Genomic DNA, 24,104 nt, shown 5'->3' with positions numbered 1-24,104 from the left:
GGAATGAGTGGTAAATCCCTGCAGCAATTGCTCGACGAAAAGGGCGATATCGTCGAATTCCTGCGTAACCAGCAGGTTGGTCCCAACGTCTATCCGGGCGTTCCGGGCGAATATAGCAACTGGCGCGACGAACAGCGTAGCTGGGCGGAAAGCTCGGTCCTGTTCAACCAGAGCTTCCACATGGTCGACCTGCTCGTCACCGGCCCCGGTGCGTTCGACATGCTGTCCTACCTCGCCCCCAACAGCTTCAAGGGCTTCGTGCCGAACCGCGCCAAGCAGTTCGCCCCCGTCACGCCCGAAGGCTATGTGATCGGCGACGTCATTCTCTTCTATCTGGAAGAAGAAAAGTTCGAGCTGGTCGGCCGCGCGCCGTCGATCGAATGGGTCGAATATTGGGCCTCGACCGGCAAGTGGGACGTCAAGGTCGAGCGCGACGAGCGCACCGCCGCCCGCCCGCTCGACCAACAAGGCTATCGCCGCAACTATCGCTTCCAGTTGCAGGGGCCAAACGCCATGCAGGTGCTGGAAAAGGCGATGGGCGAAACCCCGCCGGACCTCAAATTCTTCCACATGGCGCCGATCATGATCGCCGGCGTCGAAGTGCGCGCGCTGCGTCACGGCATGGCGGGCCAGCCTGGCTACGAGCTGTTTGGTCCCTGGAAGGATTATGACACCGTCCGCAACGCGCTCATCGAAGCGGGCAAGGATCATGGCCTCACCCTGTGCGGTGGCCGTACCTATTCGTCCAACACGCTGGAATCCGGCTGGATTCCCTCGCCGCTGCCCGCCACCTACACCGGCGAAGGCTCCAAGGCGTTCCGTGAATGGGCGAGCGAGAACAGCTATGAAGGCAAATGTTCGCTCGGCGGCAGCTTCGTCTCCGACAATATCGAGGATTATTACCTCAACCCCTGGGAGCTGGGCTATGGCATCATGGTCAAGTTCGACCATGACTTCATCGGCCGCGAAGCGCTGGAGAAGATCAAGGATCAGCCCCACCGCCGCAAGGTGACGCTGGCGCTCGACAATGAGGATATCGTTCGCGTCATGAGCTCGATGCTCCAGACCGGCGACAAGGCCAAGTTCCTCGAATTCCCCAGCGCCGTCTATTGCATGCATCCCTATGATGCGGTGCTCAAGGACGGCAAGACGGTCGGCCTGTCCACCTGGATCGGCTACACCATCAACGCCGGTCGCTTCCTGGCGCTGGCGATGGTCGATGCCGAATTTGCCGAACCCGGCACCGAAGTCACCCTGCTGTGGGGCGAACCCGATGGCGGCACGTCGAAGCCGACCGTCGAACGCCACGTCCAGACCGAAATCAAGGCGATCGTTTCCTCGGTCCCCTATTCGGAAGCCGCGCGCGACAATTATGCCGACGGCTGGCGCACCAAGAACGCTTGATCGCTTTTCCTGAGCGGGAAGCAACGGGGGATGCCGCAAGGCGTCCCCCGTTTTCGTTCGAGCGTTGCTGCGCATGTCCCTCTGCGCTAAACTGCACCCATATTATGATTAGTGTCCTACTGTCTGGAGGCCCGCCATGGCGACCGTTCGTAAGTCCATTACGCTAACCGTTCAGCAGGATGCCTGGCTTGCCGCACAGATTGAGGCGGGCAGCTACACCAATGATAGCGAGGCCATTCGCGACCTCATCCGCCGCGCGCAGGAACGCAGCGTCGAAGTCGAAACGATCTGCCAGGCCTTGATTGAGGGTGAACAAAGCGGCGCGGCCGAACCCTTTGATTTTTCCGCGTTCAAACGGCGTAAATCTGTCCAGCATGGCTGAATATCGCCTCAGTCCGCGCGCGCAGCGCGATCTGGAAGGCATATTTGATTATACGGTGGCCAAATGGGGCCTCCCTCAGGCCCTACACTATACCGATCTCATCGAAGCCGCCTGCGCCGAATTGGCCGCAGCACCGCAACACGGCCAAAATTGCGCCAACCTTCGCGCCGGTTACCGGCGATACAGCGTTGAACGGCATATCCTCTATTTTCGACCGACAAGCTACGGTATCGCCATCATCCGAATCCTGCACCACCGCATGGACGCAATCCGCCATTTATAGGGTTAACTGAACCGTCGTCGGAGGGCGACCATTTGCGGGCAACGCGCAGGTCTGCGATGATGCCTCGATGCGGTCATTGTTATCACTACTAATAAGTGCCCTTGCGTTTGCGTCTTGCGGCTCCAAGCCGGTCCAAATAGCTGCGGATCGCTGCTGGTCTGTGTCTGTGGGAGACCGGGTTGAAGGGACAGCGATCCTTTTTGCCAATTCGGATGATGGTTGCATCGAGTGTGGAGCATCAGTGTCGGGCGGCCGAAATTGCGGCGGCGTGGGATTTGCGACCGCCAATGGCGACGTAAAACAAATTTATAATCGCATAGTCGACTCTGTGCCCGCTGATGATCTTGGTTTCGTAAGCTCGATTGTATTCCTATCGGGAGATGTCATCACCAACAGAGCAACTGGAAAGCCGATGATACGCGCAACTCAGTTGCGCTTCAAAGAGGCCGGAGGCAGCTAATTCCACTTCCCTACCGAAAGCGGACTGCCTCCCATCCACCCATAACCGCCATATCGCCCCGTCATCCCCGCGCGGGCGGCTGCACTATTTCCCCCCCTTCCAATGTAGGATTTCCTCTGATCTATCCTCATGAATGGATCAGCTTCCCGTAACGCGCCCCATGCCCGCCCTGGCCATCCTGAGCCGATGCCGCGTCACTGGCGCGTCGCCGTCGCGTCATTGTGACCCAATAGTGACTTCAGCCTTACCTGGGCGGTACGTTGCCGGGACTATTGACGCACCATTGGGCCTTTTTGCCCGACGACATCGTGAACTTCGCGCTGTGACGCATGTGTCGCTAAACCGGCGGCGCTTCGGCGGCGGTGAAGAGCGCGACCGCCTGTTCCAGCCGGGCGACGGCGCGGGTTTCGAGGTCCGGGGTGAAGCGGGGCAGGGGGATGGCGACCGCGAATGCGCCGACCGCGACGCCATCGACCACCGCCGCCATGCCCAGGCCACAGATGCCCGGCGTATATTCCTCGCGCGTGCGCCCCACGCCCGACGCGCGGATCGCCGCCAGCTCGGTCCGCAACGCCTGTTCGTCGGTCACGCTTTGCGGCGTGAACGGCTCCAGTGGCACCTGCGCGAAATAGGCGTCGATCTCGTCGTCGCCCAGGCTCGCCAGCAACGCCTTGCCCGCCGCCAAGCTGTGCATCGGAATGCGCGTGCCCACGCTGATCGAATAGCGCAGCGACTGTTCCGCCGTTTCGGTCACGATCGCCACCAATTGCCACCCATCGCGCACGAAGAAGGAGGCGGTTTCGTTGGTCTGCGTCCGCAGCGACCGGACCAGCGGCCGTACCTTGTCCGCCAGCGACAGCGCGACGCGCGGCGACCCCAGCCGCGCCAGTGCCGGGCCGGGCAGATAGCGCCGCCCCTCCCGCGCCAGATAGTGCCGCTCCACCAATGTCGCGAGCAGATAGGACAGGCTGCTCACCGGAATGGCGAGGCCCGCCGCAATCTCCTGCGCCACCACGCCCGCCGGGCGCGCCACGACATATTCGATGATGTCGATGGTCCGCATCGCCGATTTGACAGTGGATGGCGTGGTGGCATTCATGATGGGCGCCCTCCGTTAAAAGGTCAGGCTACCGCGCCGTTCGGCAAAGCGCCATCCCGCTGCGGTCAGCACGAAGCGGTCGTGGAAAGATCCGACCTTGGGCGCGCCTTCGCTCGTGAACAGCAGCATCGCGCTTTCCCCAACGGCTTGCGTCGGGCTGATCACGTCGATCACGACGTTGGAACAGACATGCCGGGTCGTCCGTGCTGGTCGGGCGAGGAAGGCGGCGAGGATCGCCGCACGTCCCTGCGTCCAGTCCTCCGGCGCGGTCGGCCGTGCCATCCGTCCATCGTCGGCATAGAGGTCAGCCACGCCCTGCCAATCGGCCGCGTCGTTGAGATTGGCGTAGCGAGCAATCAGCCTGGCGCAATCCGCCTCGATCGCGCGGCGCTCCTCCTCGCTCACAGCCGCGCGTCCGCAAGGTCCGCACCGGCGCGGAGCGAACGCAGTTTCTTCCACGTCACCGCCGGGTCGATCTTGCCATATCCGGCAAAGGTGCCGAACCCGCAATCAGTGCTGGCGATCACTCGATCCTTGCCGACGATCCCGGCAAAGCGTTCGATTCGCTGGGCAATCAGTTCGGGATGTTCGACATAGTTGGAGCAGGTATCGATCAGGCCGGGGGCCAGGATCTTGTGATCGGGGATGGTGGCATCGCGCCACACCGCCCATTCATGCTCGTGGCATGGATTGGCGGCTTCGAACAGGACGGTGGCCGGGCGCGCGGGCAGGATGATGTCGATCACCTTTTCCAGCGGAATGTCATGATCATGCGGGCCTTCATAATTGCCCCAGCAGATATGCATCCGCATCCGTTCGGGCGGAATATTGGCGGTGGCGGCGTTGAGCGCATCGACATTGGCGGACGCGATCTTGAGGAATTCCTCGTCGCTGGCGTCCTGATAGCCAGTGTGGCGCGACATCGCCAGATCGGGGCAATCCAATTGCAGGTCGAACCCGGCCGCCACGATCGTCTCATATTCCTCGCGCATCGCATCGACCAGATCGGCCAGATAGGCTTCGTGGCTGGGATAATGGCGATTGACCTGGAAGGCGGTGATGAGGCCGGGCGAGGCCGCGTTCATGAAGGCGCGCACGCCCTCGCCATGGGGCGCGAGGGCCGTCTTGAACCGACGAATATCGTCATGCAGCGGTTCCAGCGTGACCAGTCGCACCGGGCCGATGCAGGAGGCGCGGGTAAATTCCTGGCTGCCCATGATCCCAGCCAGCTTCTGCCGCAATTCGGGCAGCGGGGCGAGGTCGGCGGCGGGCCTGCGGTCGATATGGCCGCCAAAGCCGGTCAGCCGCTCGATCATATAGGTGGAATAGCCGACCTTACCCAATTCACCGTCGCTGACGATGGTGACACCGGCGTCGATCTGGGCGGTTACCGCGTCTGTAACGGCGGCCTGGACTTGCGTGTCGAAGGCTTGCGCATCATAAGGTTCGCCCTTGTCGCGGGCCAGCAACAGTGGGGTCAGGGCGTCGCCGCGCGGCAGGCTGCCGACATGGGTCGTGGCTATGGGCATGAAAATCCTCCTCCGGTTGAAGGACATTCTGCCACAAATTCATGGATGTGGATATATCGCAAACATGAAAATACGTGCCGGGGCGAACCCCGGTGCGTTTCAGGACGATCGGGCTGCTCAGCCCTCGGTCGGTGCCTTCGCCTTGGTCAGGTCATAAGCACCCAGACCCGGCTTGTAGCTCTTTTCGTCGATGAACTGGCGGATGCCTTCCTTGCGGCCTTCGCTCTTGTCATGGAAATTGGCCGCTTCCTGCATACGGACCAGATAATCCTCCGCCTCGTCATAGGTCATGGTGCTGACGCGGCGTACCGCATCCTTGGCGAATTTGAGCGCGACGGGGTTCTTGGCCAGCAGCTTGTTGGCAACCTCGCGGGTGCGCGCCTTGAGCTGGTCGAGCGGCACGCTTTCATTGACCAGCCGCATCGCCGACGCCTGCTTGCCGTCGATCAGGTCGCCGGTCAGCGTCAGCCACATGGCGTCGCGCATCGGCAGCAGGTCGACCACCACCTTGGTCACGCCGCCGCCGGGCAGGATGCCCCAGTTGATTTCGGACAGGCCAAACTGCGCTTCATCAGCGCAGATGGCGAGGTCGCAGGCAAAGAGCGGGCCGAAGCCGCCGCCAAAGCACCAGCCATTGACCATGGCGATGGTGGGCTTTTGATACCAGCGCAGACGACGGAACCAGCCATAGCTTTCGCGCTGCGACTTGCGCACGCCGCGCAACCCTTGCGCTTCGGTTTCGCGGAAATATTCCTTCAGGTCCATGCCCGCCGACCAGGCCGTGCCTTCGCCGCTCAGCACCAGCACGCCGACATCGTCACGAAATTCCAGCTCGTCCAAAACCTCCATCATGCGGCGGTTCAGCGTCGGGCTCATCGCATTGCGCTTGGCGGGGCGATTGAAATTCACCCAGGCGATGCCGTCCTCGACCGCAAAGGAAACGACGTCTTCTTGGTTTTCCATGATCCTGCTCCCGATAGAATGTATGCTTGGGATACAGTAAGCCGGGGGAGGGTTGCAAGTGAATAATGCATCGCCCCTTTGCGCCCGCACCAAGGCGGATGATCTATGGCGATCGAATATGCTAGGTCGCGCTGCATGAGCAGGACAGACGCACAGGCCAAGGGCGAAGAGACCGACGGCGCGGGGACGCGGCGGGGCCAGATATTGGCGATCGCCGCGCAACTCTTTGCGCGCAAGGGCTATCGCGGCACGTCGATGCGCGACATTGGCGAGGCCGCGGGCGTGCTGGGCGGCTCGCTCTACCATCATATCAAGTCGAAGGATGCGCTGTTCGTCGAGCTGCATCACGCCGCGCTCGACGGCGCGGAAGCGCATATTGCAAAGGCGGTGGCCCAAGAATGTGATCCTTGGGCGCGGCTGGAAGCGGCCTGTGCCGCGCTGCTGGAAGTTCAGCTCGATCCCGATTCGCTCACCATGCCGATGATGAATGATTTTCGCGAAGTGCCAGAATCCGTGCGCGCCGCTCTGGTCGAGCGGCGCGATCGGTTCGAACGCATGTTCCGTGACCTCGTCGCCGCGCTGCCCCTACCGGCCGAGATCGACCCGTCACTCTACCGCAACCTGCTACTGTCGCAGCTCAACAGCGTTGCGGACTGGTATCGGCCGGGGCGGCTGACGCCGCGTGACATTGCCGCGCAAATCGCGCGTGTCTTCCGCCACGACTGAACCAGGCCAGGATTATTGCGGCGCGTTCGCCTGACGCGCTAGCATGCCGTGCATCCCGATCCACCGTACGAAGGCTTCGAACCAGCCCGTGCTGGTGGTATCCTTCTGATACATGCCAAAGCCATGGCCGCCGCGTTCGTAGAGATGGAATTCGGCCGGGCGCTTGGCGGTGCGCCAATCGTCGATCAGGGCGATGCCGCCATTGGCGAAGAAGGGATCATCGGCGGCCAGGGCCACGAACAGCGGCGGGGCATCAGCGGGGACAGTCATGGAGGATAGTGGCCCATAGATATTGCCGATAAAGGCGGGCTTGGCATCCTGACCCGCAAGCGCCGTCGCCATGGTCAGCATGGCTCCGGCGGAAAAGCCGACCATACCGATCCGATCGGCATCGACGCCCCATTCGGCCTTTCGTTGACGGATCAGGGAGAAGGCGGCGCGGGCATCGGCGATCTGGGGCGAGAGGTCGCCGAAATTGGGGTCGGGGGCAGGGCGGGGTGGTCGAGCGCCAGGAGAAAACATCTCCTGCATCGACTTTTCAAAGGCGGGCATATCCGCTGGTGTCTGGCGCAGGCGATATTTCAGGACGAAAGCGGCAACGCCGCGATCGGCCAGCGCCTTGGCAACATCCCACCCTTCATTATTCATCGACAGGGTTCGAAATCCGCCGCCCGGTGCCACGACGATGGCCGCGCCGGTCGCCTTGGCGGGATCGGGCAGGAAGGGTGTGAGGGTTGCGACCGTGACGTTGCGGGCGAACAGGCTGCCATATTGGCTGTGCCAGGATTCCTTGGCGGTGGCACCGGGGAGGGCAGGCGTTCCAAGTTCAATGGCAGTCGGCTGGGCGGGGATGGCGATCGGCATCATCTTGTCGTCCTGGGCCTGGACCGCGATCGGCGCTGTGATGAGCCAGGTGGCTGCTCCGATCATTGTGGCGAAACCAAATATGCGTTTCATCTGCATCTCTCCTTTGCCTTTTATCTATTTAACTGTCCCAAATGGCCGCCTGTCATTTTGGCAGGTCGACCATGTCGCGGACGGTGTAGCCGACGGTCTGGACCGAGCTGCCAGTGCCGGGCTGGCCGCCGCCGATGCTCAACTGATAGTCGCCGGGGATGAGCGCGCGCACGCCATCCCGCGTGACGAAGCTCAAGTCGCGGGGCGACAGGGTGAAGGCGACCTCCTTCCCTTCGCCCGGCTTGAGCGAAACGCGGGCAAAACCACGCAGGGCTGTGCGGGGCGCGCCATCGAAGCCGGGGGGCGTCACGTAAAGCTGGACGACATCATCGCCCGCCCTTGCGCCGCTATTGGTGACAACCGTCCGCACGGTCAGTCCGTCCTTGGCAATGGCGTCGGTCGCGCCCAATGTGGGCGCTGCATAGCTGAATTGTGTATAGCTGAGGCCATAACCGAACGGATAGACCGGCGTGCCCTTGAAATAGCGATAGGTGCGCCCGTCCATGCCATAGTCGGTAAAGGGCGGGAGATCATCGACGCTCTTGTAGAAAGTGACGGGCAGGCGTCCGGCAGGATTGGTCTTCCCCGACAGGACATTGGCAACCGCCAGCCCGCCGGATTGGCCGGGATACCAGGCCTCGACGATGGCCGAGGCATGATCCTTGGCCCAGGATAGATCGACCGCGCTGCCGTTCATGACGACCACGACGAGCGGCTTACCGAGCGCCTTGGCCTTTTCCAGAAAGGCGCGCTGATCGCGGGGCAGGTCGAGGGACGTCTTGTCGCCGCCGATAAAGCCCTCGATCTTGACCGGCATCTCCTCGCCTTCGATATCGGCGGTCAAGCCGACGACGGCGACGATGACGTCAGCGTCCTTGGCTCCGGCCGTCAGATCGCGATCGACATTGTCGGATATGCGCTTCCAGAAAATGGTGGGGCTGGGGGCGATGCTGCTCTCGCCCTGCAATCGGATGGCGTATCGCTGACCCTTGGTCATGCGGACGTCCGTGAGATCGAGCGGTTCTGCCCAGCGCGAATAGTCTTCGGCAGTGACTACGGGCTTGCCGTCGAGTGAGATGGTTCCTTTGACGCCGGTTAGCGCGACACGGTACAGCCCTGTCTCCGGCGCAACGAGATGCCCGGTCCAGATGACCTTATAGCGTTTCGATACCTGCTGAAATTCGCCTGCGCGTGAGACAAGACTGCTTTCCACGCGGGACAGCACGGGCCTTGCTTCGAAACCATCATCGCCGCTGGCGTTGAAATATTCGGCCTTCAAGCCCGGCTTGCCGTCCGGGGTCAGCAACGCTGTGCCGGGAACGGGATCGCCATCGGTAATGGAGGGACCAAAGGGGATGAGGGTGACGGCGGAGCCGGGCATTGCCTGTCTGATGCCGTCGGCCACCGAGATGGGCGGGGCGCTTCGTGGCGAGGAATAATTGCCGCGCAGGACACGGGTAGCGTCGGCCAAGGGGCCAGTCAGGGCAATTTTTGTCCCGGCCTTTAACGGGAGGATACCGTCATTTTTGAGCAGGACCATGCTTTTTTCGGCGGAGGTCAGGGCAAGCGCCTGATGTTCGGCCGTCCCAATCCGCTTGACCGGCATGGCGTTGGGCTTGCGGGTCGAAAGGCCAGGAAGGTCGCCATTACGATAACGCGCCGAAAACAGGCGAACGAGTGCGGTGTCGATGTCGCTCATGCCGATATAGCCGCGTGCAAGCGAGTCCTTGTAGCGATCGCCCAGGCCCGTCTGGCCGCTAAGCGTCGCATTATTACACTCGCTATCGACGCCTTGGCGCAGCGCGACCGCGACGCCGGTGGCAGCGTCTGGCGCAAATTTATGGTGGTCGTAGATATCGACGACGGCGTCGCAATCGGATACGACATAGCCGGTAAAGCCCCATGCATCGCGCAGATAGTCCTGCAACAACATGGGGCTGCCGCAGGCGGGTTGGCCATCGACCCGGTTATAGGCGCACATGATCGACCCGGCCTTGCCCTCGACAATGGCGGCGCGGAAGGCGGGCAGGTAGCTGTCTTCGAGATCCCGCTTGGTGGCAAAGATATTATCGGTGTGCCGGCTTGGTTCGGGCCCGCTATGGACCGCGAAATGCTTGGGTGTGGCGACGATGTCGGGCAGATCGGGATTGTCGCCCTGCATCCCCTGAATGAAGGCAACGCCGATCCGGGCGGTCAGGAAGGGGTCTTCGCCGTAGGTTTCCTGGCCGCGGCCCCAACGCGGATCGCGGAAGAGATTGATGTTGGGCGACCAGGTGTTGAGGCCCGTGCCGATCTTGCCGAGATGCCCGGTCTGGCGACCGAGGGTATGGAGTGCCTGCACCTCCGTACTGATGGCACCCGCAACCGTCTTGATCAGCGGCGCATCGAAGGTGGCGGCAAGGCCGATGGGTTCTGGAAAATTGGTGGTCGGAACCGCGCCGATCGCGCCATGCAGCGATTCCGTCCACCAATTATAGGCTGGGATTTTCAGTCTGGGGATGGCGGGTGCCGTGTTAAGCAACTGCTCCACCTTTTCGTCCAGCGTCAACTGATCAACGATCGCCCGTGCCTTGACCTCTGCCTCTTTCAAGCTGTCATTGGCCATCGCGGCGCTGTGGGTACAAAGGCTGGACAGCATCATCATGCTGGCTGTGCGCAGTAGGAAAGACGACTTCATCCCGATATCTCCCTGAATGCGTCGTTGCGACGTCGTATTCATTGCTGGGGACTATCCCCGGACGGCCCTGGCCAAGCATCGTGTCGGCCCATGAGCGAGGCCGGGAAAGCCATCGCTTTCCCGGCCAGTAGAGTTCAGTGCGCAGCGCTCTTCGGGGCGGCACCGCCTATGATCGGATTGATCGTGCGGATGCTGCCATCTTCATTATGATGGAGTTCGGTAACCTTGACGTTACGCAGACGGGTCTGCCCCGACAATTGAGTGTCAGCATAGAAAAGCCACCAGCGCCCATCCCATTCGGCGATGGAGTGATGCGTGGTCCAGCCTTCGACCGGCTCCAAAATGCGACCCTTGTAGGTGAAGGGGCCATAGGGCGAATCGCCGACGGCATAGACGAGATAGTGCGTGTCGCCGGTCGAATAGCTGAAATAATATTTGCCCTTATATTTGTGCATCCATGATGCTTCGAAGAAGCGGCGGTCATGGTCGCCGCCCAGCAGGGGCTTGCCCTGTTCATCGACGATCTGCAAAGGCCGGGGCGTTTCGGCAAATTCAAGCATATCGTCGGTCATCTTCGCCACGCGCGGCAATAGCGCGGGCTTGTCATCCTGCTCCAGGTCGGTCTTGGAACCATTGGGGTCATATTTGCCATTTGCATAGCGTTGCAACTGGCCACCCCAGATGCCCCCGAAATACATATAGCTGGTACCATCATCATCCGTGAAAACGGCAGGGTCGATCGAATAGCTGCCCTTGATCGGCTGCGGCTGTGCCTTGAACGGGCCCATCGGGTCTTTCGACGTGGCGACACCGATGCGGAACACGCCTTCCTTGTCCTTGGCGGGGAAATAGAGATAATAAGTGCCATTCTTGCGCGCGGCGTCGGGTGCCCACATCTGGCGATCCGCCCACGGCACATCCTTGACGTCCAGCGCCACTGGCCCGACCGTTACCTGCCCGCCAATCTTGTCCATCGACAGCACGCGATAGTCGCGCATTTCGAAATGGCTGCCCAGATCATCCTCGGCGGTTGGTCCGTCAATATCGTGGCTGGGGTAAACATAGATTTTGCCGTCCCAGACATGGGCGGACGGGTCGGCGGTATAGATGTCCTTGACCAGCGGCTGGGACAGATATTTCGAAGCGTCTGCGGCATTGGCGGCTGGCGCTTGCGCATTGTCCGCGCTTTGCTGGCACCCGGCGGTCAACAGGGCCATCGCCAAGGGCAGGGTTCCGAGCAATATCCGTCGCGTCCGGGGCATCAGTCTCTCCTTCATGTTTCGATCATGAATAGCGCTATCATAAGCGCATGGCAATCAGCCTATTGGATATTGTGCCCATCTATAATCGCTGCGATATAAGGCGTGAAAATTGCAGCCCGAATGATGGTAGCGCAATCAAGGGAGAGAGACATGAAGCGTTTACGAGCCTCCTGTGTCGGGATTGCACTGCTGCTGAGCAGCACGGCGGCCATCGCGCAGACGCCGAGCGAACCCGCCTTGCAGTTGAACGAAAAGGGCTATTTCGAAGGCCCGGCGGTCAATGTGCTGGCCTTTTCCAACTGGTATGACGGCCTGTTTGCGGACGCGAAGATCAGCGGCATCGAAATCATCCAGCAGGGTGTGCGCAGTGCGACCAATGGCGACGTGCGCTTGTCGGCGACGCCCGGACAATGGGATGCGATCGGCGCGCTGGTGGATCGCAAGGTGGATGCCAAGACCGGTGTCATTGAAACCACGCTGCGTTATGCCGCCCATGACTGGCAATATGTCATTCGCGCTGAGCGGCGCGGGGGCGCGGTCGAACTGAGCATCATTCTCGACAAGCCCGTGCCGCAGGCCTTGGCGGGCAAGGCCGGGTTCAACCTGGAATTGCTGCCGTCGGCCTATTTCCACCATGCCTATATGGCGGACGAGCGTACCGGCACCTTCCCGATCTATCCTGCAAGCGCCATGGAGCGGACGGCGGAGCGCAATGCGGCCAGCGGGCGGAGCGAGGGGCCGGGGGCCGAGCCATTGCCGATGGCCAGTGGCCGCCGCTTCGTCCTGGCACCGGAAGACCCCGCGCGCCGGATCAGCGTGAGCAGCGATCAGCCGATCGCGCTCTATGATGGGCGCAATCAGGCGCAAAATGGCTGGTTCGTGTTGCGATCGATCCTGCCCGCAAACAAGACCGGTATGGTGTTGCAGTGGACGGTGAAGCCGCAGGCCGACCCCGATTGGCTGCGCACGCCCGTCATCGCGCATTCGCAGCTCGGCTATGCGCCCGATGGTCCCAAGATCGCCACGGTGGAACTGGACCGCAACGACAAGCGGCGGCCTCCGATCAAATTGCTGCGCCTGGATGCCAACGGTGCGGCGGTGCCGGTGGCGACCGGCCCGATAAAGCCCTGGGGCGAATATCTGCGCTATCATTATCTGCAACTGGATTTCAGCGCCGTTAAGCAACCGGGCCTCTATATGCTCGAATATGGCGATGTCCGCACCGCGCCGTTTCGGATCGCGCAGGATGTCTATGCCGATGCCTGGCACCCGACCAACGATGTCTATTTCCCGGTCGCGATGGACCATATGTCGGTCAACGAAGCCTATCGCAGCTGGCATGGCGATTCCCATCGCGACGATGCGCGTCAGGCACCGCTGAACCATGAGCATATCGACCTGTACCGGCAGGGACCAACGACCGATACGCGCTTCAAGCCGGGCGAGCATATTCCGGGCCTCAATGTCGGCGGCTGGTATGATGCCGGCGATTTCGATATCCGCACCCAGTCCCAATATCAGGTGGTGCGCTCGCTTGCCGATGCGACGGAGCGCTATCGGCTGGATCGCGATACGGTAAGCGTCGATCAGGCGCGGCGGCATGTCGAAATCCATGTGCCCGACGGAAAGCCCGACATGGTGCAGCAGGTGGCGCATGGCACCCTGCAATTGCTGGCGCAGTTCGATGCTGTCGGACATGCCATTCATGGCATCGTGGAGCCGGATGTCGCCCAATATACGCATTTGGGCGATGCGGTGAACAAGACCGATGGGCTGCCCTATGATCCGGTGTTGAAACCGGGCGAGGTTCGCAATGGACGGAGCGGAACGCCGGACGATCGCTGGGCCTTCACCAGCAAGTCATCGGCGCTCAACTATGGATCGATCGCCGGGTTGGCGGCGGCCGTGCGCGTGTTACGCGGGCAGGATGATGCGCTGGCGCAACGCGCGCTGGAAACCGCCGAGCGTGTCTGGCAGCAGGAACAGGGGCAGGCGCCTGATCTGTTCAGCCATGGCAACACCACGGGCGGGCCATTGGATAGCGAAATGTTCGCGGCGGCGGTGGAATTGCTGCGCACCACGCGCAAGCCAGTCTATGCCGCGAAGGTACAGGCGCTTTGGCCGACGATCGAAAAGAGTTTCGATTTTAATGCGCAAACCGCCGTGGCGGCCATTCCTTTCATGCCCGCCTCCTACCGCACTGCGATGGTCCCGGCAGTGCAGCGCTGGCAGGCGAAAAGTTTGGAGATAGCGCGCGCCAACCCTTTTGCCGTTCCAATCACGACTGGCGGTTGGGCTGGGTCCGGGACGGTTTTAAGCTATGCGTTGACGGCCGAAGCGCTGCATCGGGCCTTTCCCGACATCGTCGGTCGCGATGCCGTGTTCCATGGCATGGCGTTCCTGACCGGCCACCATCCTGCGTCCGATATTTCCTTCGTGTCGGGTGTCGGCACGGTGTCGAAGGAAGTCGCCTATGGCAATAACCGGGCGGACTTTTCCTTCATCGCAGGCGGCGTCGTGCCCGGCATATTGGTGATCAAGCCCGATTTCCCCGAAAATCACGAGGATTGGCCCTATTTCTGGGGCCAGAATGAATATGTTATTCCCGAAGGCGCGGCGTGGATCGAACTGGCCAATGCGGCCAATCATCTGAGCAAGGGGACGAAGTAAGCGATAACGGATTGCCGCCGGTCAGACCGGCGGCAATCCGTGCGCGACGATCTTGTTGATCAGATCCCGGTGGCGGGGCAGCCCGGCGCATAATTTGTCGGTCAGTGCGGCATTTTCGCGGCGGGCGCGGTCAGCCAGGCGATGATCCCGGCTGAGCGAGGCGGGATCGACTTCGGTCCGATAGCCCATGCCGTAGAGCACATATTGATAGCTGGCGGCCGGGAAGACTTCCTCCGCCCGGTCAAACTCATCGTGGAACCAGGGGGACTGGTAGCGCCAGAGCAGCAGCAATTCCTTCAAGCGATCCGGGATGGTTTCGTCGCGCACATTGTCGCGCCAGAAATCGCTGTCGGTGCGCTGGGTCAGCACATAATGGAGCTTGAGAAAGTCGATGATGCGGCCCCAGCGATAGTGGGTCGTCGCGTTGAAGCGCGAGGCAATAATGTCCATTACCTCGCGGCAGGCGGGCATTTGTTCGGCGATGATCTTGGCCGACAATTCGATCAGCACGATCGCTGAGGCTTCGAGCGGTTCGAGGAATCCAGCGGCGAGGCCCACGGCCACGCAATTGCCTTTCCAGAAGGTTTCGCGATGGCCGGACCGGATCTTGATCTTGCGCGCGTTCAGCCCATCGGCCGCCGGGCCGATATAGGCGCGCAGTTCGCGCTCGGCCTCTTCGTCCGAAATATGGCTGCTGGAAAAGACATGGCCGACGCCGCGGCGCGTCTGAATGCCGATGTCCCAGATCCAGCCTGAGGTCTGCGCTGTGGAGATGGTGTGGGATGCCATCGGGCTGTCCGGCCTCTCATAGGGCACTTGCATGGCCAGCGCGGTGTCGCAGAACAGGACGTCGTTGCAGTCCTTGAACGGCACATTCATTGCGCCTTCGATCAGCAGCGCCTTAAAGCCGGTGCAATCGACGAACAGGTCGCCCTCAATCTCGCCTGCTTGCGCGGTCTGGATCGCGCGAATGTCGCCATTGTCGTGCATCAGCACCTGTTCGACATCCGCCAAAACGTGCCGCACGCCCAGCGTTTCGCAGCAATGCCGTTGGATGAAGGGCGCGAATTTGCCCGCGTCCAGATGATAGGCATAATTGGCGAGAGCATCATATTCGGCGGTGGCAATGGTCTTGGGGGCAAGGCCTTCGTCACAGATGCGACCCTGCGCACTGACGCTGTCGCAGAAACTTTCGCCTTGATTGCTGGCCAGCCAATGCGGGGCGAGATTCACCTGCCCGAAATTCTGGGGTAGCATCAGGGGGTGATAATAGCCGTCATCGACCGCGCCGGTGGTCCAGCGGTCGAAGCGTGCGCCCTGTTTAAAAGCAGCGTCGCATTCGCGGAAGAAATCGGATTCCGATACACCCATGCGCGATAGCGTGGTACGGAGCGTGGGCCATGTGCCCTCTCCCACGCCGATGATCGGCGTGTTGGGGGATTCGACCAGAATGACACTGAAACCCTGGCCAATGCGGGTGCGATGGCGGGCCGCGATGATGCCAGCGGTCAGCCAGCCGGCCGTCCCGCCGCCGACGATTACGATGTTGCGGACAGGATGAACCATAAGAGAGAAATCACCGTGAAAAAGGAGGGGATGTCAATCGACATCCCCTCCAGGGCGAGAACCGTTAGAAGCGGTAGCGAACTCCCGCCGTGAACCGCCGACCATAACCGTAAACGTCCAGCAACTGGTTGCTGTAACGACCATGGGTGCTGTACGTTTCGTTAGTGATGTTGAGTGCTTCGCCGAACACGCTGAACTGATCGTTCAGCCGGATATTGGTACTAAGGTCGATCTGAAGTGCCGAGTTCACGAACGTCGGTTCAGCACCAAAGGCCGAATTGTTCTGCGCCTGACCGAACTGGAGCAGATATTTGTCGCGCCAGTTGACTGCCGTCCGGAATTCAAAGCCATTCTTGTCATAGAAGGCCACGAGGTTTGCGGAATTGGCAAGCCCGGTGACGGCGAACCCGCTTTGCGACAGGTCGGTACGATCATAAGGCTTGTTCGTTTCGACAAAAGTGGCGTTGGCGTTGAAACCGAAACCGCTGTCGCCGAACACATGCTGCCAGGCAAACTCTACGCCCTTGACCGTCGCTTCGGGACCATTGACGCGCGCCGACACAGTAAAGATCGCCGGTTGGCCAGTGGTCGGGTCAATGACATTGTTGATGGTCTGGCGCTGCGTGCCCGCAACGATGAAGTTCGACACATCTTTGAGGAACAGATTTACCGCAGCATAGGAGTTACGTTGGTAATACCATTCCAACCCCAGGTCGAAATTGTCGGCCAGATAGGGCTTGAGGAACGGATTATTGCCCGTTGCTGTCAATGCACCGACACGCTGGCCTGCGCCAACATTCAGCACGGGGCCAAGATAGTCTAGCCTCGGCCGAGTCAGCGTCCGCGAGGCGTCAAAGCGCAAATGCAGATTGTCCGTCAGTTCCAGCTTCATGTCCAGCGCGGGCAGGAAGTAGGAATAGCTGCTGCTGGCAGTGACGGCTTGCGAATCGGAGAAGTTGACCGTCAGCAGTGTCGGATCGGCTGCGCTACCGACGATAGAAGTTGGCACGCGGCCGATCCCTGTTGAAATAACCTTCGTTATTTCCTCACGCGCACCGGCGTTGAACCGGAACGGCATACCGGCAATTTCAGTGTTGAAGTTTACGCTGACCCAAGCGGACCAGCTCTTTTCAAGGATATTCTGGACGCTGCCGGGATCCAGCGCGAGATCAATGGTGCCGTTGAAATTCTCACAGCAGCCCTGATTATAACCTGGCGTATTTGGTCCCTGCCACAGGCCTTCCAGATATTTGGAATAGCTGCGTGCATCATAGTTCAGCAGGACGGGGGGCAGATTGCCGGAGAAGCCGGGGATCCAGCCCTTGGTGTTGATTGTGCCCTGGATCAGGCTCGCGGGAATCGGAACACCACTGGTTCGGCCGGATGGCGCGCCATAGCCTGCATAGGCCTGCCAATAATTATTGGCGAAGGTGTTGCGATTCTCCAGCGAGAATTCATCCTCCATGTAGCGCGCGCCAAGCTTGATGGTCAGGTCATCCTGCTTCCAGGTCGCACCGAGGCGGAATTGCTTGATTTCGTCGCTGTTCTTCTGGGCCATCCGCACGGTGACATGGGAGCCCAGAATGGCCTGATCGGTCCACAGAGCCTGATTGCCTGCGGGTCCATAAGTGGTCAATTCCGGGAAGGTCTTGTTGCTGTTGCCGGTGACACGAACACCCAGCGTCGTGCCGAGAAGACCGCCATAACCAATATCGGCGCCTTCGCTGCTGACATGGCCGTCAGGATTCAAGCGGCTCTTCGAATAGCTGACGTCAGCGTCAATTTGCAGATTTTCGGTCGCATCCCATTTGAGGTTCGCACCGATCTGGTTGGTTTCCAGGATATTTTTGTCGGTCCCGGCGGTAAAGTCGGTGGGCGAACCTGCCTGGAGGAAATTGATGGCAGTGCCGTTTCCATCCAGTTCGACATTCCGCATGTCACCCTGATTGAACCAGATGCCAAAACCATCAATGCTGGTAACGACCTTCTGACGCGAATAATTGTCGTCGATCGTCAAAAGAACATTGTCGGACGGCTGCCACTGAAAGGCGATGCGGCCGTCGATACGTTCATCCTTGGTGTAGCGCTGATCGGCACCATATTGCTGTTGATACCAGCCAGGAATATCGCCGGGCACTGCAAGTTGGGCGTCGGTACAGGCAGCGGTCAACTGACATTCGCGGAACAGACCACCCTGCCAGCCCGAAACATAGACGCGGTTTGCCTGCGTGTCGCGGCGGGTATAAACCGCGTTGACCAATATCCCCATCGTGTCGTCTGCAAAGGTCGTGCTGAACAGGCCACCAACGGTCGGCGTCAGCTTCCCGGCTTCATCCTGAACCGAACCAGCGGCCGTAAAGGCCATGCGGGTGCCCATTTTGTCGAACGGCTTGGGATAGGAAATGTCGAGCGTCGCACCGATCGAACTGCTGGAAAGCGACACTTCGGGCGTTTTATACACGGCCAACTGGCCAACGAAATCCGCGCCGACCGTCGTGAAGTCGACGGAGCGACCACCGGACGCTGTTGACAGGCGGCGGCCGTCGATCAGGGTCTCGTTGAAATCGCCACCAAAGCCGCGAACCGAGATGCCCTGCGGTTCGCCGCGCGCGCCGGACCGCTGGATCGAGACGCCAGGCAGGCGCTGTAACGAAGCTGCGACGTTGGAGTCAGGGAATTTGCCGATATCTTCCGACGAGATAACATCGACGACGCCGGACGCATTGCGCTTGATATCCAGATTGCGTTGCAGCGATCCCCGAATGCCGGTGACGATGATGTCCGCTTCACTGGTGGTGTTTGTGACCGAGGCCTGATCGGCCTCTTGCGCCATAGCCGGAAAGGCCATTGCCAGGGCCAGGCCGCTGGCTGTCGCTGCCAGGCTCTTGCGGTTGCGCTTCGCCAAACGAGCGCGATCGAGTTCTGTCTTCATGTTCCTCCCCTTACTTCCACTTAACTCTCGCCCGACCGGCGCGACACTATTGTCGCGTACGATCACAGTTTAAGGCTTTGGGAGGAGGTGCCGTTGCACGAACGGATTTGATCCTCGCCTGAGCCTTTTCTTTTCTATGCACAAATGGTAGCGCTATCGAAACGGGCAATCAAGCGAAATGTATGTGTAAATATCGCCCCGTGAGATTAGGCTGTCCGAGACGAAAAATGCGTCCGGACAAAGCCGTGGCGGTATGAAAACGGACCGCAGAAGGAGAGGGTATGGAATCGCTTCAGTTGCTCAACAATGTGACCCATGCGGGGGTGCGCGTGCGGATGGCGGACAAGGGCCCCGGCCCGTTCGTGCGAATCGTTTCGAGCGAAGTACCGACTGCTGCCGCCGCCTGCCCGATCCTGTTGTCTAAACATGCCGAAACGGGGCGTTTTTACCTGGGGGTGTTGACCGGGTTCAAGCCGGAGGAGCATCTGCTCGATTCGCCTGACGGCCGCCCTGCTTTTCGGCCGTTGGAGGCCGACCGGGAGGGCTTCTTTACCGCCCAAGAGAATATTGCCTTTGATCCCGATCATCCCCGTTTCGCGTCAGGCGAGGGCGATCCCCTGTTCGATGCGGAAGGCCAGCCAACCCCGCAATTGCGCGCTGTCCAGAATGCGCTGAGCCGGTTGGTCACGGGATCGGACGCCACCGAAGACCTGATTGCTGCCTTGCTTTCCGCCCGGCTGATCGAACCGATCGACATCGCGCTGAGCTTTGATGACGGGGAGAAATTACGGCTGGATGGCCTGTACACTGTCAGTCTTGATGGTCTGGACGATCTTGATGATGCAGCGGCGCTCACCCTGTTTCGTGCGGGTCACCTGCGCCTGGCCTACGCCATCGCTGGTTCCCTGCATCATATAAGCCTTATGGCGCGACGCCGGAATGACCGGCTGGGGCGTTTTGGCTGATCCATGACGAGTCTTGCCGCTCCGATCATCGAACGAACCGCCACTGACATCAACGGGCCAGAAGCCTTGCGGCGCATCGCGGAAGAGTGCCTTCCGGTGGTGATTCGCGGTCTTTGCAGAGGCTGGCCGGCGGTGCGCGCAAGTGCCGAGGGCAATGACGCCGCCATAGCCTATATGGCGAGCTTCGACACGCCGTTGATGGCCGAATATTTTGCTGCCGCGCCGCATTTGTGTGGGCGCTATCATTATGGAGACGGACCGGGCGGATTCAACTTTTCCCGCGAAACCATCAGTGTTCGGGATGCCCTGGCGCGCATTGCCGCCAATGCACGCGATCATGGCGAGACCGGCTATCTTGGCTCGCTTCCCGCCGACCGCCATTTCCCCGGTTTTGCAGAAGCGAATATCTGTGCGCATCTGCCGCATGATGTGCGGCCGCGCATCTGGCTGGGCAATGCGTCGACGGTCGCCTGTCATTATGACAGCTATGACAATCTGGCGTGCGTAGCCGCCGGTCGACGCCGCTTCACGCTATACCCGCCCGATGCGATCGGCGACCTCTATGTTGGTCCTATCGACCATACTTTGTCGGGCCAGCCGATATCCATGGCGGCGGGCGCGGCGCTGGATGATCCGCGCTATCCGCGCTTTGCCGCAGCGCGGGCCAAAGCCGTGACTGTCGAACTGGCACCGGGCGATGCGCTCTACCTGCCGAAACTATGGTGGCATCAGGTCGAAGCGCTCGATCCCTTCAATATGCTGGTGAACTATTGGTGGGATGGTTTCAGCGCAGGGCCGGACGCCCCCCATACCACTATGCTGCTGGCCATGATCGCCATAGCGGAACGGCCTGCCGCCGAACGCGCGGCCTGGCGCGCCTATTTCGACCATTATGTGTTTCGTCCGGCCGGGCACCCCCTGGCCCATATGCCCGACGCGCAACATGGCGTGCTGGGGCCGCTCAGTCAGGGCAATTACGGACGGATACGTGCGTTGGTGATGCGCCTGCTGCGCGGACAATGACGATTATCTCATAAACGATGGAGCGGTTGGCATGCGGTTCAAAATAAAGATGGCGCTAGCATTGGTGATGGCGGGTGCATCATTTCCTGCGCTGGCGCAGGTGCCGACGGGAGCGCCGCCCGTTGTCGCGGGCGCAAAGCCAGTCAAGATCGAGCGGATAAAGGTGCATGCCCCTTCGATCGCGGGGAATCTGGAAGGTGAAGCGGCGGACCGCGATGTGCTCGTTATCCTGCCGCCCAGCTATGGCCGGGAGCCGTCGCGTCGTTATCCCGTCGTTTATGCACTGCATGGCTATTCGATAGGGGCTGAGGAATGGGCAAAGGAAATCCACGTGCCGGACACCGTGGAGGGGGCCTTTGCCAATGGTGCGCGGGAGATGATCCTGGTTCTACCCGATTCCAAGACGGTGCATAATGGATCAATGTATTCCAGTTCGGTCACGACGGGCGATTTCGAAACCTTCGTATCGCGCGACCTGGTTGGCTATATTGATCGCCATTATCGGACGATCGCGCAACGCGAAAGCCGGGGGCTGGCAGGGCATAGCATGGGCGGCTACGGCACCAGCCGCATTGGCATGAAACATGCCGATATGTTCGGTGCGCTCTATATGATGAGTCCATGTTGTCTGTCGCCGCGCGATCCGGCGCAGATTGACCCTGCGATATTCAAACAGCTTGAGGCGATACAATCGCCTACCGACTCGGCCGGATTATCCTTTCCGTTGCGCGCGCAATTGGCGACCGCAGCCGCCTGGTCACCCAATCCCAGAAAACCGCCCCTCTATCTCGACATGCCGATGAAGGATGGCGTGGTGCAGCCTGACGTGGTCGCGAAGTGGGCGGCAAATGCACCGCTGGCCTTCGTCGATCAATATATCAGCAATCTGCGGCGCTATCGCGCAATCGCCATTGATGTCGGCGACAAGGACGGGCTGAAAGCCGACGCGCAGACGCTGCATGATGTGCTTGATAGTTATGGCATCACCAACAGCTTTGAAATCTATGAGGGCGATCATACGAACAAAGTGGCTTGGCGCTTCCAGGACAAGCTGATCCCCTTTTTCAGCACCAACCTCGATTTTGAGGTCCGCCCCTGACGATAGCGCGTGATGCAAAGTCGGAGCGACAAAAACGGCCGCTATAGTTAGCGCTAACATTAAACTCCCGGTCGATGCTGAGGGGGCATCATTCGGAGCGAAAATGACAGCGTTCCGCAAAGGATGAGAGGAACAGATATGAAGCGTTCAATCCCAGTTGCGGCCTATTCGACTAGCCTACTGGCGTTAATGGCATCACCGGCCCTTGCGATACCCGCGCTGGATCCCTTGTTTGGCGATCACGCGGTGATCCAGCGCGAACGGCCGATCATTGTGCGCGGTAAAGCAGACCCAGCCGAGATGATCACGATAACATTGAACGGCAAGGCGAAGGTCGTAGCAGCGGACCGCCAAGGACGGTTCGAAGCTGGTTTCGCGGCCATCAGCAAGGCGGGTCCAGTCACGTTATCGGCACAAAGCGACAAGGGACGAGTGACGGCGCGCGACGTCGTCGTCGGAGACGTCTTTTTATGTTCGGGACAATCGAACATGGAACTGGAAGTGCGCAACGCGCAGGACGCTGTAGGACAGAGTCGCAGTTCATCCGATGACCAGCTTCGCCTGATGACGGTGCCGCGAGAAGCGACGGATGAACCCCGCCGCGATTTCTCCAAAGCGGTATCCTGGAAAACGGCCGGTCCAGACAATGTGCCGGACTTCTCCGCCGCCTGCTATTATATGGCGCGCGAACTGCGTAAGACAGCGGCCGTCCCTATCGGTGCCATATCCGCCAGTTGGGGCGGGTCGCAGATCAGCCCCTGGATGGGCGAGGCGGCACAGGTTGCGATCGGTCGCGCGGATCGTTCCGCCATGGTCAAGCGGCACGCCAGCGATCCGATCGGTGCTGAACAGGCTGCGAGCGCAGAGTGGGAAGAGTGGTGGCGCACCGCGACGGGAGACGCAGCGGGCAAAGAACCTTGGCAACCCGGCAGTGCCCTTGGCTGGACAGATGTGCCGAAACTCGGCCCATGGGAAGAATGGGGCGTCAGCGCGCTTGCTGATTTCAATGGCATGGTCTGGTTCCGGCGAGAAATCATATTGACCGCTAGCCAGGCCAGCCAGGCGGCAACCCTATCGCTCGGCACGATGGATGATGTCGGCCGAGTGTGGATCAACGGCCGTCCGGTGGGGATGAGCGCCAAGGCGTGGCAACCCACCAGCCTGGCTGTCCCGCCGGGCCTGTTGAAGGCCGGTCGCAACATTCTGACCATCAACGTCATGGATAATTATGCCAATGGAGGGTTGCTGGGACCGGCGAGCGACATGGCGTTGCGGCTTGAGCAGGGAGGCGATGTGCCCCTTGGGGACAAATGGCGCTATGCCGTGGCGTCTAAGTCGCCGCCCGGCGCGCCGCGGGTTCCCTGGGCCAATGTCACGGGTGCGGGCACGCTGTACAACGGCATGATCGCTCCTTTGGGTGCGATTGGACTGAAGGGCGTTGCCTGGTATCAGGGGGAGTCCGATGTCGATATGCCGGGTTATGCGGAGCGGCTTGCGGCAATGATGGCGGAATGGCGCGAGCAGTTCCGCGCCAGCGATCTCCCGTTCGTCGTCGTCCAACTGGCCGCCTATGGCAAGCCTACGACCATGCCGTCCGAAAGCGGCTGGGCGCAGATGCGGGACACGCAATATCGTGCAGTCGCGGCCGATGCGCATGCGGCGCTCGCTACGGCGGTTGATATCGGCGATCCGTTCGACATCCATCCGGGCGAAAAGCAGGAATTGGGCCGACGCCTCGCACGATCGATGCGGGCGGTCGCTTATGGCGAACGGCATTCCGCCAGCGGTCCGCAGGCTGTGAGGGCTGTCGCTACGTCGGATGGCGGGGCCATCATCGAATTTTCGGGCCTGACCGGCAAGTTGCAGACGCGCAGCGCCGCCGGGGCGATCGGTTTCGAATTGTGCGGGGCGGGCGCGCAAAGCTGTCGTTATGCCAGCGGCCGGGTGGAGGGATCACGCATCCGGCTGCCAGGTGATGGTCAGCCAGCCGTCAGGGTGCGGCATGGATGGGCGGACACGCCGGTCATCAATCTCTATGATGAGGCACCGTTGCCGGTCAGTTCGTTCGAATTGCCGATCGAGGCGGAACGCTGAGTGCAGGACGGAC

18 protein-coding genes are annotated in these 24,104 nt (G+C 60.8%); 9 read left to right on the top strand and 9 right to left on the bottom strand.

Going from position 1 to position 24,104, the window contains the following annotated elements; all coding sequences use genetic code 11:
• The first annotated feature begins 3 nt into the window (after nt 1–3).
• The 3 genes from desA to J2W40_RS15035 all read left to right on the top strand — a co-directional run bounded on the left by desA (nt 4) and on the right by J2W40_RS15035 (nt 2,069).
• Nucleotides 4–1,404, top strand: a complete 1,401-nt coding sequence (gene desA / locus J2W40_RS15045; protein WP_310226244.1) for a syringate O-demethylase — start codon at nt 4–6, stop codon at nt 1,402–1,404.
• 136 nt (nt 1,405–1,540) lie between these two features.
• Nucleotides 1,541–1,786 (top strand): type II toxin-antitoxin system ParD family antitoxin, encoded by a 246-nt coding sequence (locus J2W40_RS15040; protein ID WP_310226242.1) that lies wholly within the window; start codon nt 1,541–1,543, stop codon nt 1,784–1,786.
• A complete protein-coding gene (locus J2W40_RS15035) occupies nt 1,779–2,069 on the top strand; it encodes a type II toxin-antitoxin system RelE/ParE family toxin (protein ID WP_310226239.1) in 291 nt (96 codons plus the stop codon). The genes J2W40_RS15040 and J2W40_RS15035 overlap by 8 nt, the downstream gene beginning before the upstream one ends.
• A gap of 797 nt (nt 2,070–2,866) precedes the next feature.
• On the opposite strand, the gene J2W40_RS15030 is transcribed toward J2W40_RS15035, so the two are convergent.
• The 4 genes from J2W40_RS15030 to J2W40_RS15015 form a co-directional block, all read right to left on the bottom strand.
• The gene (locus J2W40_RS15030) at nt 2,867–3,628 is read right to left on the bottom strand and encodes an IclR family transcriptional regulator (RefSeq protein WP_310226237.1); all 762 of its coding nucleotides are present in this window, start codon (nt 3,626–3,628) and stop codon (nt 2,867–2,869) included.
• 15 nt (nt 3,629–3,643) lie between these two features.
• Nucleotides 3,644–4,033, bottom strand: coding sequence for a nuclear transport factor 2 family protein (locus J2W40_RS15025; protein WP_310226235.1), 390 nt, complete (start codon nt 4,031–4,033; stop codon nt 3,644–3,646).
• Nucleotides 4,030–5,157 carry a cobalamin-independent methionine synthase II family protein gene (locus tag J2W40_RS15020; protein WP_310226232.1) on the bottom strand — a complete coding sequence of 376 codons (1,128 nt, stop codon included), beginning with the start codon at nt 5,155–5,157 and terminating at the stop codon, nt 4,030–4,032. Before J2W40_RS15020 ends, J2W40_RS15025 begins: the two co-directional genes overlap by 4 nt.
• 117 nt (nt 5,158–5,274) lie before the next feature.
• Nucleotides 5,275–6,120: a p-hydroxycinnamoyl CoA hydratase/lyase gene (locus tag J2W40_RS15015; RefSeq protein WP_310226230.1), complete on the bottom strand. Its 846-nt coding sequence runs from the start codon at nt 6,118–6,120 to the stop codon at nt 5,275–5,277.
• Nucleotides 6,121–6,255: 135 nt separating this feature from the next.
• Between J2W40_RS15015 and J2W40_RS15010 the strand changes: the two genes are divergently transcribed.
• Complete coding sequence (locus J2W40_RS15010) at nt 6,256–6,846, top strand: TetR/AcrR family transcriptional regulator (RefSeq protein WP_310226228.1); 591 nt, start codon at nt 6,256–6,258, stop codon at nt 6,844–6,846.
• Nucleotides 6,847–6,858: 12 nt separating this feature from the next.
• Here J2W40_RS15010 and J2W40_RS15005 read toward each other — a convergent pair whose 3' ends face one another.
• The 3 genes from J2W40_RS15005 to J2W40_RS14995 all read right to left on the bottom strand — a co-directional run bounded on the left by J2W40_RS15005 (nt 6,859) and on the right by J2W40_RS14995 (nt 11,742).
• Nucleotides 6,859–7,803 carry an alpha/beta hydrolase gene (locus J2W40_RS15005; protein WP_409050387.1) on the bottom strand — a complete coding sequence of 315 codons (945 nt, stop codon included), beginning with the start codon at nt 7,801–7,803 and terminating at the stop codon, nt 6,859–6,861.
• Between the two features lie 52 nt (nt 7,804–7,855).
• Nucleotides 7,856–10,480: a glycoside hydrolase family 3 C-terminal domain-containing protein gene (locus J2W40_RS15000; RefSeq protein ID WP_310226226.1), complete on the bottom strand. Its 2,625-nt coding sequence runs from the start codon at nt 10,478–10,480 to the stop codon at nt 7,856–7,858.
• 134 nt (nt 10,481–10,614) lie between these two features.
• Nucleotides 10,615–11,742 (bottom strand): glycoside hydrolase family 43 protein, encoded by a 1,128-nt coding sequence (locus J2W40_RS14995; RefSeq protein ID WP_310226225.1) that lies wholly within the window; start codon nt 11,740–11,742, stop codon nt 10,615–10,617.
• Between the two features lie 150 nt (nt 11,743–11,892).
• Here J2W40_RS14995 and J2W40_RS14990 point away from each other — a divergent pair, with 150 nt between their 5' ends.
• Entirely contained in the window at nt 11,893–14,412 is a 2,520-nt protein-coding gene (locus J2W40_RS14990) for a glycoside hydrolase family 9 protein (RefSeq protein ID WP_310226223.1), read from the top strand.
• Nucleotides 14,413–14,433: 21 nt separating this feature from the next.
• Here the strand turns inward: J2W40_RS14990 and J2W40_RS14985 are convergent, their stop codons facing one another.
• Both J2W40_RS14985 and J2W40_RS14980 read right to left on the bottom strand, forming a co-directional pair.
• A complete protein-coding gene (locus J2W40_RS14985) occupies nt 14,434–15,978 on the bottom strand; it encodes a tryptophan halogenase family protein (RefSeq protein ID WP_310226221.1) in 1,545 nt (514 codons plus the stop codon).
• A gap of 64 nt (nt 15,979–16,042) precedes the next feature.
• Nucleotides 16,043–18,910 carry a TonB-dependent receptor gene (locus tag J2W40_RS14980; protein ID WP_310226219.1) on the bottom strand — a complete coding sequence of 956 codons (2,868 nt, stop codon included), beginning with the start codon at nt 18,908–18,910 and terminating at the stop codon, nt 16,043–16,045.
• Nucleotides 18,911–19,191: 281 nt separating this feature from the next.
• Between J2W40_RS14980 and J2W40_RS14975 the strand changes: the two genes are divergently transcribed.
• From J2W40_RS14975 to J2W40_RS14960, 4 genes are all read left to right on the top strand, one after another.
• Complete coding sequence (locus J2W40_RS14975; protein ID WP_310226217.1) at nt 19,192–19,875, top strand: SapC family protein; 684 nt, start codon at nt 19,192–19,194, stop codon at nt 19,873–19,875.
• Nucleotides 19,876–19,878: 3 nt separating this feature from the next.
• Nucleotides 19,879–20,898: a cupin-like domain-containing protein gene (locus tag J2W40_RS14970; RefSeq protein WP_310226215.1), complete on the top strand. Its 1,020-nt coding sequence runs from the start codon at nt 19,879–19,881 to the stop codon at nt 20,896–20,898.
• A gap of 31 nt (nt 20,899–20,929) precedes the next feature.
• Entirely contained in the window at nt 20,930–21,997 is a 1,068-nt protein-coding gene (locus tag J2W40_RS14965) for an alpha/beta hydrolase (RefSeq protein ID WP_310226212.1), read from the top strand.
• A 138-nt stretch (nt 21,998–22,135) separates the two neighbouring features.
• Nucleotides 22,136–24,091: a sialate O-acetylesterase gene (locus tag J2W40_RS14960; RefSeq protein ID WP_310226210.1), complete on the top strand. Its 1,956-nt coding sequence runs from the start codon at nt 22,136–22,138 to the stop codon at nt 24,089–24,091.
• Nucleotides 24,092–24,104 lie beyond the last annotated feature (13 nt).

Origin of the sequence: Sphingobium xenophagum (assembly GCF_031457465.1) — a bacterium.
In the GTDB taxonomy this organism is placed as follows: domain Bacteria; phylum Pseudomonadota; class Alphaproteobacteria; order Sphingomonadales; family Sphingomonadaceae; genus Sphingobium; species Sphingobium xenophagum_A.
Note: the sequence above shows the minus strand (reverse complement) of the source record. Positions and strands in the feature narration are given on the sequence as shown.